The sequence below is a fragment of the Streptomyces sp. NPDC058985 genome (assembly GCF_042740985.1).
Taxonomy (GTDB): domain Bacteria; phylum Actinomycetota; class Actinomycetes; order Streptomycetales; family Streptomycetaceae; genus Streptomyces.
On the sequence record NZ_JBHYJX010000037.1, the window covers coordinates 1 to 11,705 of the forward strand.

Genomic DNA, 11,705 nt, shown 5'->3' on the forward strand with positions numbered 1-11,705 from the left:
TGGCGTTGGCTTTGGGGTGGAGTCCGGCGCCGATGAGCCACTGGACGGCCTTGAGCCACTTGCGGGGCCCGGTCCTGCGGGATGCGGTGTGGTCGATGTGCTGGCTCGCGGTGCCGTGGACGAGGGGGTGTGGGGGGCACTGGGTGTCGTCCGTGCGGGGGGAGATAAGCCGCGAATCGCCCGGCGTGGAGACGCCAAGCTGACAAGAGGGGGTGCGCTGAGGCACTATGTACCTGCTTCCGGTTGCGCCGGGAGGCATAAAAGGGCCCCGGCTTCGGTGGTCTGGTTCGTGGAGAACCTGTAGTTCGCTCACCGGGGTGGCACCCGATGGGCCTTAGCTCGGCTGGCAGGCCGGGCAGTGGTACGAGGGCCGTGAGGTCCGGGACGGTGTCGGCAAACACCAACCGGTACGGCCCAGGCGGTAGAGGAAGCGCTCCCCGGCAAGGGAGCGGCAGGACCTCCCGCCGCAGCTACTCGCTACGTCACTTGATCTCCCTCAATGGGTGGGGTCTGCCCCTGCGCGGACGCCAGGGAAGTCTCTTCGTCGGGCAGTACTTCACCGGCCTGCGTCCAGACGACGTAGCGCCGATACGCCCCTGCAACGACGGCTAGTGCCCAGTGGTTTCCGTCGTGCGCGTCGACCTCGTTGCACATCGAGCCGAAGTCAGGTCCGAGGCGGGGGTAGGTGGAGGAGCACAGCTCGCTGTCAGGGAGGTCCGGAAGGATCCGCGCGCTCATCGCTCGCCCTCCGTCCAGCCGTAGCCCTCTGCGATCGCGCGGACTGTGGGGCACGGGTAAATGTGCTGGTCGACTTCGCCCCACCCGGCATCTATGCCGGTCTCCTGGCTCGCCGTCCAGTCGCAGGTTCGACACTTCAAGCCGCAGTCGCAGCCGAACGCGCCACAGTCCACGGCCTGGTGGAGCTCCAGCAGCTTCCGGTCTGCGGCGCAGCGACGCAGCACCGCCTCTGGGTCGTGCAGCACGGTCAGGGCGGCGATCTCGTCACTGAGGCACTGATAGGCGATGTGGGGGTCTGTCTGCGACAGATGCACCATGTCGGCATCCCAGCCGTACCTCAGGTCCGGGTCCTTGTGCTGCTCCGGGAAACCCTGCACCCAGTGCTGGCCGTGCGGAACGGCCGCAGCAGTGGCGGCGTCTTCGCGCTCGCTGATGACCCAGTCCAGCCAGGAGAGGATGTCGTTCTCCATCAGGAAGCCCCCTCGAACAGGGAGACCTGCCGACTCAACGGCCGGTTTGACCAGACGACCTCTATGCCCCGCGGCACGTCCGTACGCCCGCGGGAGTTGGTGGCTGCGCGGTGGACAGTGACCTCGATCCGGTCCCAGCCCGCATACAGCTCGTCGTACAGCGCCGACGGATACCCGGACAGCAGCACCGTCCCCTGCACACCGTGCAGCGCCTTAGCGAGGCCTTCGTGGAAGTCGTCGCCGTCCGCCTCGTGCGCGTAGTCGCGGCCGCAGGTCCGCGTCCCCGACAGGTACGGCGGGTCCAGGTAGAACACCGTGTCGTCGGCGTCATGCGCGGCGACGACCTCGGCGGCATCCCGGTTGTCGACCACGACCGTGCGGAGCCGGTCTGCGACCTGGTCCAGGCGCTCGACCAGGTTCCGGGTAGCGGTGGCGTCGGTGTGGCGGGCCCTTATGCCGTTGGACCAGCCGGCGCGGCCGCCGGACCCGGCGGCGTTGTGGCCCTGCGTGGTGCGGACGAAGAACCGGCGGGCACGCTCCAGGTCCGTGAGTCCGTCCTCGGTGAGGTCCGCGGCCGCGAACTCGTCCCGGGCGTACGGCGTGTACCGCAGAGCGCGGATCAGCTCGTCAGGGGTGTCGCGGAGGACGCGGAAGAACGTGGTGACGTTGCGGTCCAGGTCGTTGACGACCTCCACCGGGGAGGACGGCTTGGCGAACAGGACCGCGGCGGACCCGGCAAACGGCTCCACGTACACACGGTGCCGAGGCATCAAGTCGACAATCTGACCGGCCAGCCGCCCCTTCGCCCCGTAGTAGGGGAAGGGCGGCCGCAGGGCGGTCATGCGACTGTGCGGGTAGAAGGGACAGGGCCCGGCTGCGTCGGCGGTGTGATCTTCACGCCGGAATCGCAGAAACTTCGGACTGCCCTGTCTAGGGGGTTCGGACCCCGGGTACTCTTGGCCATCGTCGGCACCTTCGCTGCTGTGGAGTGTCGGCCCGGCCCCGTACCTGGTGCTCGCAACACCGGGATAACTGCGGGGCCGTTCCTTATGGTCTTGTGGCCAGCGACCGAAACTGACCGGCCGTCTGACGTGTACCACATGCTACCGGTTGAAGACGTCAACGTGGTGCATCCTTCCCATCCTTCCCAGCAACTTCGGCCGCTTCAGCCACTGCCAGGGGTACGACTGCTGCAACTCGCCGGCCGCGACTGGTGATGTAGGTGATCCGTCCCCGAGCTGACGCGGCATTCAGAACCTCGGCCAGGTGGCGTCGGGTGTCGGCGGCGGACATCTCAATCGACTCTTCATTCATGTACTCCATGGTACCCAAACATGCACTCATGTACACTGATGTACATGCAGCTTCGGTACAGCTTCCGCCTGTACCCGAGCGCTGGTCAGCGCGCAGCGTTGGCGAGGGCGTTCGGGTGTGCGCGGGTCGTCTTCAACGACGCATTGCGCGTCCGCGAGGAGGCCCGCACAGCGGGGCTTCCGTTCGTCCCCTCTGGGGCGCTGTCGAAGCGGCTCACCGCGTCGAAGAAGACCCCGGAACGGGCGTGGCTCGGCGAGGTTTCTTCGGTGGTGCTTCAGCAGTCCCTCCGGGATCTGGACACCGCGTACCGGAACTTCTTCGACGGCCTGAAGGGCAAGCGCCCCAAGATGGGGCCGCCACGGTGCAAGTCCCGCAAGGACAACCGGCAGGCGATCCGATTCACCGCCAACGCGAACTGGCGGATCACTCCGGGCGGGAAGCTGCGGCTGCCGAAGGTCGGGGACGTGCGGGTGAAGTGGTCCCGCACCCTGCCCTCGACGCCGTCGTCCGTGACCGTCATCAAGGACGCGGCGGGACGGTACTTCGCGAGCTTCGTCGTCGAGGTCGGCGATGAGACCCCGCTCCCCGAAACAGGCAGGTCCGTGGGTATCGACCTCGGCCTGTCACACTTCGCGATCCTCTCCAACGGCACAAAGGTCGACAGCCCGCGCTTTCTGCGTCGGGCCGAGAAGAAGCTCAAGAAGGCACAGCGGGAGCTGTCCCGCAAACAGAAGGGCTCTGCGAACCGGGGCAAGGCCAGGGTGAAGGTCGCTCGCGCTCACGCGCGGGTCGCCGACGCGCGCCGCGAGTTCCACCACCAGCTCTCCACCAAGCTGATCCGCGACAACCAAGCGATCGCAGTGGAAGACCTGGCGGTCAAGGGACTTGCCCGCACGCGCTTGGCCAAGTCCGTGCACGACGCCGGATGGTCCGCGTTCGTGAACATGCTGGAGTACAAGGCCGCCCGGTATGGCCGCACCTTCGTGCGCATCGGCCGGTTCGAGCCGACCTCCCAGGTGTGCTCCGTGTGCGGCGTCAAGGACGGCCCCAAGCCCCTCAACGTCCGCACCTGGACGTGCGCGGAATGCGGGACCGTCCTCGACCGGGACATCAACGCGGCGGTCAACGTCGCCAAGGCCGCCGGACTGGCGGTGACAGCCTGTGGAGCGCAGGTAAGACCGGGACTCGTTCCGGCACCGCGCGACGAAGCAGGAACCCGCCCAGACGGTCAGTCGACCGTGGCAGGAATGCCAAGCGATCATGCTTGGCAGGAAGTCAACGGTTGAGCCCATCGCCTGTCCCACCTTCCTTCCCCCGTGTCTCTCGTACTACTGGTCACACCACCCATGACGGCCCGTCAGTGCCCGCGCCCCGCCTCGCCATCCGCCGGATGCACCGGAGCCACCAGCCGACGCGACCGCGACACCAACCCCGCCATCGCATGAAACCCCGCCTCCGACAAGGCCCCCTGCACCCGCGCCAACTCATCCCGGAACAGCCCAGGCGACGCCGACCGACGCCCCGCATGCAACCCCACCGCCAGAGCCCGGTCCCAAATCGCCTGCACCACCGCCGGATCCACATCCGGCCACAAATCCCGCGCCAACCGATCCGGACGGCCCACCGTCTCCAACTCGGCGTTCGCGATCAGCCCCGCCAGGAACTGCCCCGACGACATCGCCCGCCCCGCGAGCACCGCGTCCGTACGCATCGTCTCGAACGCCGCCTCCTCGAGGACCTGCTGGCCGCCGTCGGCAGCGTCATCGGCAGGGGACGGGGTGGTGGTCGGAACGCTCATGCCGCAGCCTCCAGGCTCGTCGAGTACAGGGTGGTGATGCTGGCCGCTTCGGCGGCCTGGTCGTCGAAGTCGAACGCGAGCTGCCCGGGGACCGACACGACCCGGCGCGGGCGCCGTCCAGCCCGCCGGCGTCCCCGGAGCGGCGACACCCCCGCAGGCAGCGAAGCGGCAGCCCCAGAGGGCGCCCCGGCAGCAGCAGCGCTCTCGGCGGTCACGGCAGCCGCGATCTCGGACCGGTCCAGCAGACCCCGCCCCACCGCCGCCTCAAGGAGCTCGGTGCGCGACGCCGTCTTCGGCAGCCCCAGCTGCGTCGTCAACCGCGCCAACTGCCACTTCGCGGTCCTGACGTCCATCCTTGCCGCCACGGCAATCTGGTCTGCCTCCGCAAACCGCGCCAACGCCCGCAACACCGCAAGCTTCTGCACGGTCCGCAACTGCTCCACCGGCGCCGGCTCCACAGGCGGCACAGGCACCGGCACGGCCTGACGCTCCCGCACCAGCCGCTTCGTCCGCTCCAACGCCGTCAACCCGCCCAGGATCGCGAACGGCTCCGGCAACCGGCCCTCCGGCGTCAACGACGACCCGTAGGCGAGGCACTGCACCATCACCGGACAGCCCACGCACACGTCGACCGCCGCCGCCTCCCGGGCCTCCCGCTCCTCCCGCGACTCACCCCCATCCCGGTCCGGAGCCTGCCACGCATCCACCGACACGGCGTTGTCGCCGGCCGCCACACGCGGGTTGTCCGGGTCCGGGGCACACCCGCGGTACCGGTAATGCGGATGATCAGTCAACGCGGCCAGGGCAACCGCAGCGCTCAGACGTACAGGCGTCATGAGGAACCCCCTTCCGGGTCAGGAACAGCGAGAACGGAATCAAGGACCTGGTCGGCCTCGCACAGAACAGCCCCAGCAAGAACCGCCGGGCCAAGACGACGGTGGACGTGATCCACCAGCAGCCGCATGTCGTGGTGATGCCGGCCATCCGACAAACGACGCGCGGCGCGCTCCGCCAACAGAGCGCGCCGCAACCGCACCACCCTCACCACCCCACCCACCACCACAACGGCGGCGAACACGGCAACCAGGGGTCTCACAGGTATCGAGCGTGCTGGCAACGCGCTCACCTCCTCATGTAGACGTGCCAGACGGGAAGGAAGGGGATCAGGAACCGGGTCAGGGCCGGTACAGGACGTTCGCCCGCGCAGCCGCCCCCTCCGCGGCCTCCGCCGCATCTAGGACCGCCGTGTCGTGAGCGGCCTGCGCGTCCGGCGACAGGGCCCGCCACTCGGCCATCTCCATCTGCCACCGCGACCAGTACGACGACGGCCGGCGCCGCTCACGGCGCACATACAGCACCGTCCCGACCGCCGACACGGCCAGGACAACCAGCAGGAAGACCAACAGGACGATCACAGAAGCGGGCATGACGGAACTCCGTTCGGCGACAGCCGGGAAGGGAGGGATGATGCGGATGCCCCGAGACGGGGACTTCAGGGAGGCTCAGCCTCCAAGGGCCCGCACAATGGCGGGCCCGGATCAAGCAGCCTTACGGGCGTATGCGTGGCGAGCCGCTGCGCGGGCGGCTTCGTGGCAGGGCGGGCACACCGGAAGCTTCAGCCGGTAGTGCTCCCGACGTCCCTGCGGCTTCCCGCAGTAGCCCGTCCAGTCCGGGAACGTCGCCGGGTCGTCGATCGTGTCGTCATCCCAGGCCCCGACCGGAGCCCAGCTGTTCGACATGGCGATCCGGCGGGCAGCAGCAGCCCGGAACTCCGGCACGCCAGCCGACACCGGATCGACCCTCCACAGCTCGTCGTAGACCGTCCGGGTCGCCTTCAGCGTCGCAACCTCGACCAGGCCGCTCACGATCGTCCGGCCAAAGTTCGCCCGGTTCATCCCCAGACGCCGCGCAAGCTCCGACTGCGTCCACCCGGCACACACCAGAGCTTGCAGCCGGCGCCGCGTCCCCGCCCCGTCCACCGCAGTACGGTCGCCCAGGTTCTCCAGGGACGGCTCCACCGCGAGCAGCTTCAACGCCGTCTCCGGACGGACCCGCCGAGACGGCGCGAGCCCCCGCGGACGATCCCCGTACAGCAGCTTGGACACGCCGCCCGTGGACACGCCCGCCAGACGAGCAGCACGCATCCACCCGATCCCGAACTCCCCGAGTGCCCGCACGTGCGCACGGACCGGCTCGGCGTCCACGAACGGCTGCCACCGCCCGTAGGCGATCGCACGACGCCGGTTGTTGTCGTAGTCCCGCGCAGCCCGGCAGCACACCGGGCAGCGACAGAACTCCAGGTGGTACTTCGCGTTCCCGTGCGGGCGGCCGCCGCTCATGCCGCAGCCGCCGCAGTCCGGCCCAAGGCCTTGAGGACCCTCCCGCCGACCCACTGGGCGACGTTGCAGGAGACAGCGTTCCCAGCCTGCATGGTCTGCTCGGCGCGGCCACCAAGGACCACGTAGTCCGTCGGGAAGCGCTGCGCGTACAGCTGCTCCCGCGGCTGGATCATCCGGTAGTGGCAGTCCTCGAGCTCCGGCACCGCACCCGGGCGTCCCTCCACGTCACCGATGTACGGCATGACCAGACCGTGGTGGTTGCCCTTCGCCGTCACCGTAGCCAGCGGCCGGGTGACCGGCTCAGCGCCACCGTTACGCCGGTACTCGACAACGAACGCGTCCCGGGCCGCGGGCGGCGTCAGAACCGCATCGCCGATCTTCACGGTGCGGGCGGCAAGCGGCCGGCCATCCGACGGGAACGCCCGGCCGTCGTGCCCGCCGTGATTCACGGTCAGCACCATCGGCTTCTCACCGCCCAGCCGGTCCAGCCCGGCCTGGATCCGCTTCTGCGTGTTCGCAACCAGCGGGCGCAACCCGTGCTGGGCGCGGTCACCGATCCGCACCCCCAGGTTCGACCAGTCGATGACCGACGAGGCGGGGCGGATGTACGGCTCCACAATCGCGTGCCGGCACCGGCTGTTGGGGCACCGGTAGTCGTACTGCTGCTTGTACTTCCCGATCCGCCGCCCATTCCGCCACGACTGCACCGCGGACACGTCCTCACCGCAGTCCGCGCACCACGCGAGCGGAGACGGCTTCAGATCCGGCAGCGGCACCCCCTTGCGGGTGAACACGATGTAGATCCGGTCCCGCCACTGCGGCGCCGGGTCGTTGTCCGTGCCGCCGATGTGCGCCGACGACGCCGACACGATCTGAGCGTTGTAGCCCAGCATCTCCATACCGGTGCGCCACCAGTCGAACAGCTCCCAGTCGACGGCGAACTCCACGACGTTCTCGCAGAGGATCGCCGTGTACCGGTGGACCTCGGTTGCCCGGATGACGTCGTAGGCGGTGGCCCGGGTCCGTTCCCACGCCGCGGCGGGAACGCTGCCGAACTCCTCGAGCTCGAGCGCCATCTGGCCCCGGGTCCGGCGGCGGCCGCCGGCCGGGCTCATCTCCGTGCAGATCGGCGACGCCCACAGGATGTCCGTCTTCGGCAGGCGCCGCATGTCGTAGTTGTTGATGTCCGCGCACAGGTGGTCGGCGCCGGTGTGGTTTGCGGCGTGGGTCTCGATCGCTCGGGCCCAGTGGTTCGCCGCGAGCTTCAGCTCGTACCCGGCGGCGACCAGGCCGGTGGACGACCCGCCAGCGCCGCAGAAGATGTCCGTGAAGGTCAGGCTCATCAGGCGGCGCTCCTGTCCTGGTCGCCGCCCTGCGCGGCCTTCCGCATCTGCTTGCCCCGCTCCTGAATGTGCTCGCCCAACGTCGTCGGTGCACCCTCCGCCGTCAGCATCGGCGCACCCTCCAGCCGGCGGGAACGGACCTTCCGCATCAACACGCCCAGGTCCTCGAACGTGGCGTCGGCCCGGTTGGCCTCCGAGATCAGGTCCTCCACCGGCTCGACCGCCGTACCGTCCTCCAGCCACTCCTTGATCTGCTGGCCGAACTCGATACCCGGCTGCCGCACCACCGCACCCGTCAACGGCCGCGCACGCGACTTCGACACCACCAGCGTGTTCTCCCAGTCCATCGAGCCCACGATGTCGAACTCGTACTCCAGGCCCTCACGCTGCTCCGGCTTCATCCCGACCTTCTTCGGGACCTGCTTACCGCGGTCGTTGGTCTCCAGCACGTAGTCCGTCTTCGCCCGCATCGTCACGATGACGTGCCCCGGATACGCGACCAGCGCCTCGATCATGCGGCGCTCCATCGGGCGGGCCTCCTTCCACCCGCCGAAGCTGTTCCCGCCGAAGCCCTTCTTCGCCGCGTTGTCGACCTGCTCCAGCATGCCGCCAGACCCCGACCAGAAGTGCGACAGGGAATCGACGATGACCACCTCGTAGCCGGCGGCTCCGGCAGCGGCCAGAGCCTCCACCAGGTCGTCCGGGGAGAAGTAGGCGAGCTCCAGCACGTCGAACGCGAACTCGTTGGCGTACTTCCGGGCCGACCCGCGCTCGGTGTCGATGACCGCGATACGCGATCCGAGGGCCGTGGCGATCGTCAGGGCCGTGTACGTCTTCCCGGAACCGGACGGGCCGTCCAGGGCGACACGGGCCTTGGACTGCTCCTTCGTGGCGGGGGCGAACTGGAAACGGGTGTGCGAGGTCCGGCCGCCCGCGTTCGCGGCAGCCTGGTTGGCGTGAGCCATGTGAGGTCTCTCCTATGAGGTTGTACGAGATACCGGGGAGGCGGGTCTGGTTGTCGGCGTCCAGACCGGCCCCGCCCGGACGATGCCTACTCGGCCGAAGCCCGGCCGGCCTCCGTGAACCGGCCCTTCAACCAGGCCGCGATGATGTGAGACGCCCGCGGCGCCCACCCGAACTTCGCCGCATGGTCAGCGCCGAAGTCCTCCGCGCGCTGCCGCAGCTCCGGGTCCACCCGAACGTTCAGGTTCCCCGTCTTCTCCGCGGTCCCCCGGGCCGCACGCTGCGGACGCTCCGGAACGAAGTCGCCGGCCACGAACGCCTCCAGAGCCTTCCCGGCCTCCGCCGACGCGGTCACCTTTGCCGCCGCCACGCCCGCCTTGATCTCCTCGCGGACCCGCAACGGCATCATGATGGCGAGGTTCTGGCCGAACTCGCCGGCCGCCTCTGCGGTCCGCAGCCGGTCCACGCGCAGCCGGTTCACGAACAGCCGGCCCTCCGGAGTCATGACGAAGTCGACCGCGCCGGCCCATTCGTCCTTCCCGGTCTCGCGCAGGTGCTGGGCGGCGGCGGTGAGCTGGTCGACGCGCTTCTTGTCCTCGGGGCGCAGGGCCACGGTGCGGGGTCCTCTCGGCGGGCGTCCGCCGTTCCGGAACCGGTTCGGCGGGCGCGTGGGGGTGGTCTTCACCGCCAGTGTCCTCCTTCATGCATGCGTACGCCATGGGCTATGGCGGGGGTAGTCCGGGACGGGTTCGCCTCGGTGGTCACCACAATACCTGCATGTGTATTGCGTACGCAATAGATGTTGGCTACGGTGTACCCATCACCACACAGCGAGGGGACACCACAATGCGCATCACCCGCACCCAGATCGTCCGCAAGACCCTCGCCGACCTGTACCGCGCCGCCGACCACCAGTTCGCGGTGACCATCACTTACCTCAAGCCCGGCGAGACCGAGCCCACCGTGCGGACCATCGAAATCCACGAACTCCGCACCACCGCCGTCCGCATCACCAAGGCCGGCGAAGTCCGCGGCGGCGACATCAAGGTCATGGCCATGTGCCGGCTCCGCCGGGAGGCAAGGGAGTTCCACCTTTCCGGGATCATCAGCTACACGGTCCACCGCATGGCCTACGTCCTGGAACGCCCCGCCAACACAACCTACGAGCCCACCCCGCCCGCGCCGGCCGACGACGCGCAGGCCCTGTTCTTCTACGAGCTGGCCCGCGATCAGGACGACGCCGACTACCAGCCCCGCCGCAAGCTCCAGCAGTCCGACACCGACCTCGCCGCCTAGGAGACGTCCATGGGTACCCCGCCCAACACCCTCAACCTCCTCCGCACCGCCGCCGACCTCGTCACCGAAACCCGACACGGCTCGCCGTCCATGCTGACGCGCCGCCTCAACCAGGACCACAACATCCAGATCGGCTTCGAGACCGCCCAAGCCCTCCTCACCGACCTCTTCGGCGCCGGCATCGTCGGCCCCTACGACCGGAAGAAGCTCTCCTACCCGGTCCTCATCGACCGACAGGACGTCCAGACCAAGCTGGACGACTACATCAAGGAGGGCACCACCGACTGGTGGACCCTCTACGAGTGCCCCCAGTGTTCACGGGTCTCCGCCTGGACGGACGGCCGGAAGGTCGCGCTCGGCGACGAGGTCGACGAGTACTGGTGCCAGACCTGCGGAGCCGAGGTTCCCATCAGCGCCTGCGCTCTCGTGGTGACCGGCGCCTGACCCCCGTTCACGACGAAGGCCACCATCCCGTGCTGAGGGTGGTGGCCGATTCATGGTGATCGCGCAGGCTCCAGTCTAACCTTCGAGCCCTTCGCTGGGCTACAGAATCCGCAGAACCCGCAGAACAAGGACATGCCGTGACCGACCAAACCGCCCTCTTCGGGCAGCACAGGATGGAGTTGAGCCGGCAGGACGACGTCGTACGGACCTGGCAGTGCAGCGCGTGCGGTGTCCGCGCGGAGCACTGGTTCAATGCCCAGTCCCGGTACGAGAGGCGACGGTGGATCGACTGGACGGCCCCCGACGGGCGTACCTGGTACACGGACTTCCGCGACGACTACGCAGATCCGCCGGCCTGCCCCCTTCCCGGTATCCCCGCGGTGTGCCCGTGGGATGAGCTGTATCCCCCTCAGCGGTACCGGGGAGCGTGGGGCGACGTGCACCTGGCGACGGCGATGCAGACCTGGTGTGAACGGCACCAGCAGGCGGTCAGTGAGTGCACCGACCCCGGTCCGGAGTGTCCGGGCTGGCAGGCGCACGAGGACGGGAAACCCGGACGCCCCGGACCCTGTACGGGGCGGGAAGAGTCCTGCAAGTGCATGTGCCCGGCCTGCTGCGGGGACACCCCCGACGTGTGGGGCTTTGACGGCGACTGCTGAGGCCGGGGCCCGGCTCGTACTGCCGGGTGGTTCCCCGTAAGCCCTTCCTCGCCTCTACAGGCCCAGCCAGGAGCAGATGACCTTGGCGAGTACGACGCCGGCCACCCTGACCGCAGCCCGCCCGGCGTTGCGCCAGGTGAACAGGTTCTTCAACTTCTCCAAGAGGGGTTCCTTTCTCGATGTCCGTGCCTACTCCTCGGTCGGAACCCTGTGGGGGTTCCGACCGTTCGGCGCGGATCAGCTTGAGAAAGGGCCTGCCGGAACAGTACCGGCCCGCGGCCGCCCGGCGGGAGCCGTTCGGTAGAAGTGCCGCAGGCCAACACGCCGCCCGGGGCAGGGGG

Annotated in this window: 14 protein-coding genes; 4 read left to right on the forward strand and 10 right to left on the reverse strand. The window is 68.9% G+C overall.

Going from position 1 to position 11,705, the window contains the following annotated elements:
- Positions 1 to 734: 734 nt before the first annotated feature.
- The 3 genes from ACFW01_RS27365 to ACFW01_RS27375 form a co-directional block, all read right to left on the reverse strand.
- Positions 735 to 1,208, reverse strand: coding sequence for a DUF6221 family protein (locus tag ACFW01_RS27365; protein ID WP_384507610.1), 474 nt, complete (start codon positions 1,206 to 1,208; stop codon positions 735 to 737).
- Entirely contained in the window at positions 1,208 to 2,050 is an 843-nt protein-coding gene (locus ACFW01_RS27370) for a DNA adenine methylase (protein ID WP_384507613.1), read from the reverse strand. Before ACFW01_RS27370 ends, ACFW01_RS27365 begins: the two co-directional genes overlap by 1 nt.
- Positions 2,051 to 2,327: 277 nt before the next feature.
- The gene (locus ACFW01_RS27375; protein ID WP_384507616.1) at positions 2,328 to 2,522 is read right to left on the reverse strand and encodes a type II toxin-antitoxin system prevent-host-death family antitoxin; all 195 of its coding nucleotides are present in this window, start codon (positions 2,520 to 2,522) and stop codon (positions 2,328 to 2,330) included.
- A 44-nt stretch (positions 2,523 to 2,566) separates the two neighbouring features.
- Here ACFW01_RS27375 and ACFW01_RS27380 point away from each other — a divergent pair, with 44 nt between their 5' ends.
- A complete protein-coding gene (locus tag ACFW01_RS27380) occupies positions 2,567 to 3,808 on the forward strand; it encodes an RNA-guided endonuclease InsQ/TnpB family protein (protein WP_384507619.1) in 1,242 nt (413 codons plus the stop codon).
- Between the two features lie 71 nt (positions 3,809 to 3,879).
- On the opposite strand, the gene ACFW01_RS27385 is transcribed toward ACFW01_RS27380, so the two are convergent.
- The 7 genes from ACFW01_RS27385 to ACFW01_RS27415 form a co-directional block, all read right to left on the reverse strand.
- A complete protein-coding gene (locus ACFW01_RS27385; RefSeq protein ID WP_384507622.1) occupies positions 3,880 to 4,320 on the reverse strand; it encodes a hypothetical protein in 441 nt (146 codons plus the stop codon).
- The gene (locus tag ACFW01_RS27390) at positions 4,317 to 5,156 is read right to left on the reverse strand and encodes a hypothetical protein (protein ID WP_384507625.1); all 840 of its coding nucleotides are present in this window, start codon (positions 5,154 to 5,156) and stop codon (positions 4,317 to 4,319) included. The genes ACFW01_RS27385 and ACFW01_RS27390 overlap by 4 nt, the downstream gene beginning before the upstream one ends.
- 339 nt (positions 5,157 to 5,495) lie before the next feature.
- Positions 5,496 to 5,747, reverse strand: coding sequence for a hypothetical protein (locus ACFW01_RS27395; RefSeq protein WP_384507628.1), 252 nt, complete (start codon positions 5,745 to 5,747; stop codon positions 5,496 to 5,498).
- Positions 5,748 to 5,858: 111 nt separating this feature from the next.
- Entirely contained in the window at positions 5,859 to 6,659 is an 801-nt protein-coding gene (locus ACFW01_RS27400) for a hypothetical protein (RefSeq protein WP_384507631.1), read from the reverse strand.
- A complete protein-coding gene (locus ACFW01_RS27405; RefSeq protein WP_384507634.1) occupies positions 6,656 to 8,002 on the reverse strand; it encodes a DNA cytosine methyltransferase in 1,347 nt (448 codons plus the stop codon). Before ACFW01_RS27405 ends, ACFW01_RS27400 begins: the two co-directional genes overlap by 4 nt.
- A complete protein-coding gene (locus ACFW01_RS27410) occupies positions 8,002 to 8,967 on the reverse strand; it encodes an ATP-binding protein (RefSeq protein ID WP_384507637.1) in 966 nt (321 codons plus the stop codon). The genes ACFW01_RS27405 and ACFW01_RS27410 overlap by 1 nt, the downstream gene beginning before the upstream one ends.
- Before the next feature lie 86 nt (positions 8,968 to 9,053).
- Positions 9,054 to 9,650 (reverse strand): hypothetical protein, encoded by a 597-nt coding sequence (locus tag ACFW01_RS27415; protein WP_384507640.1) that lies wholly within the window; start codon positions 9,648 to 9,650, stop codon positions 9,054 to 9,056.
- Between the two features lie 161 nt (positions 9,651 to 9,811).
- Here ACFW01_RS27415 and ACFW01_RS27420 point away from each other — a divergent pair, with 161 nt between their 5' ends.
- The 3 genes from ACFW01_RS27420 (at position 9,812) to ACFW01_RS27430 (ending at position 11,364) form a co-directional block, all read left to right on the forward strand.
- On the forward strand, positions 9,812 to 10,261 hold the full coding sequence (locus ACFW01_RS27420) for a hypothetical protein (protein ID WP_384507643.1): 450 nt from the start codon (positions 9,812 to 9,814) through the stop codon (positions 10,259 to 10,261).
- A gap of 9 nt (positions 10,262 to 10,270) precedes the next feature.
- Complete coding sequence (locus ACFW01_RS27425; RefSeq protein WP_384507646.1) at positions 10,271 to 10,705, forward strand: DNA translocase FtsK; 435 nt, start codon at positions 10,271 to 10,273, stop codon at positions 10,703 to 10,705.
- A gap of 137 nt (positions 10,706 to 10,842) precedes the next feature.
- Positions 10,843 to 11,364: a hypothetical protein gene (locus ACFW01_RS27430; RefSeq protein WP_384507649.1), complete on the forward strand. Its 522-nt coding sequence runs from the start codon at positions 10,843 to 10,845 to the stop codon at positions 11,362 to 11,364.
- The last annotated feature ends 341 nt before the right edge of the window (positions 11,365 to 11,705 follow it).

What these genes read in the sequence shown, in the direction of transcription:
- ACFW01_RS27365 (WP_384507610.1), bottom strand. Translation starts at nt 1,208, where the DNA reads ATGGAGAACGACATCCTCTCCTGGCTGGACTGGGTCATCAGCGAGCGC.
- ACFW01_RS27370 (WP_384507613.1), bottom strand. Translation starts at nt 2,050, where the DNA reads ATGACCGCCCTGCGGCCGCCCTTCCCCTACTACGGGGCGAAGGGGCGG.
- ACFW01_RS27375 (WP_384507616.1), bottom strand. Translation starts at nt 2,522, where the DNA reads ATGAATGAAGAGTCGATTGAGATGTCCGCCGCCGACACCCGACGCCAC.
- ACFW01_RS27380 (WP_384507619.1), top strand. Translation starts at nt 2,567, where the DNA reads ATGCAGCTTCGGTACAGCTTCCGCCTGTACCCGAGCGCTGGTCAGCGC.
- ACFW01_RS27385 (WP_384507622.1), bottom strand. Translation starts at nt 4,320, where the DNA reads ATGAGCGTTCCGACCACCACCCCGTCCCCTGCCGATGACGCTGCCGAC.
- ACFW01_RS27390 (WP_384507625.1), bottom strand. Translation starts at nt 5,156, where the DNA reads ATGACGCCTGTACGTCTGAGCGCTGCGGTTGCCCTGGCCGCGTTGACT.
- ACFW01_RS27395 (WP_384507628.1), bottom strand. Translation starts at nt 5,747, where the DNA reads ATGCCCGCTTCTGTGATCGTCCTGTTGGTCTTCCTGCTGGTTGTCCTG.
- ACFW01_RS27400 (WP_384507631.1), bottom strand. Translation starts at nt 6,659, where the DNA reads ATGAGCGGCGGCCGCCCGCACGGGAACGCGAAGTACCACCTGGAGTTC.
- ACFW01_RS27405 (WP_384507634.1), bottom strand. Translation starts at nt 8,002, where the DNA reads ATGAGCCTGACCTTCACGGACATCTTCTGCGGCGCTGGCGGGTCGTCC.
- ACFW01_RS27410 (WP_384507637.1), bottom strand. Translation starts at nt 8,967, where the DNA reads ATGGCTCACGCCAACCAGGCTGCCGCGAACGCGGGCGGCCGGACCTCG.
- ACFW01_RS27420 (WP_384507643.1), top strand. Translation starts at nt 9,812, where the DNA reads ATGCGCATCACCCGCACCCAGATCGTCCGCAAGACCCTCGCCGACCTG.
- ACFW01_RS27425 (WP_384507646.1), top strand. Translation starts at nt 10,271, where the DNA reads ATGGGTACCCCGCCCAACACCCTCAACCTCCTCCGCACCGCCGCCGAC.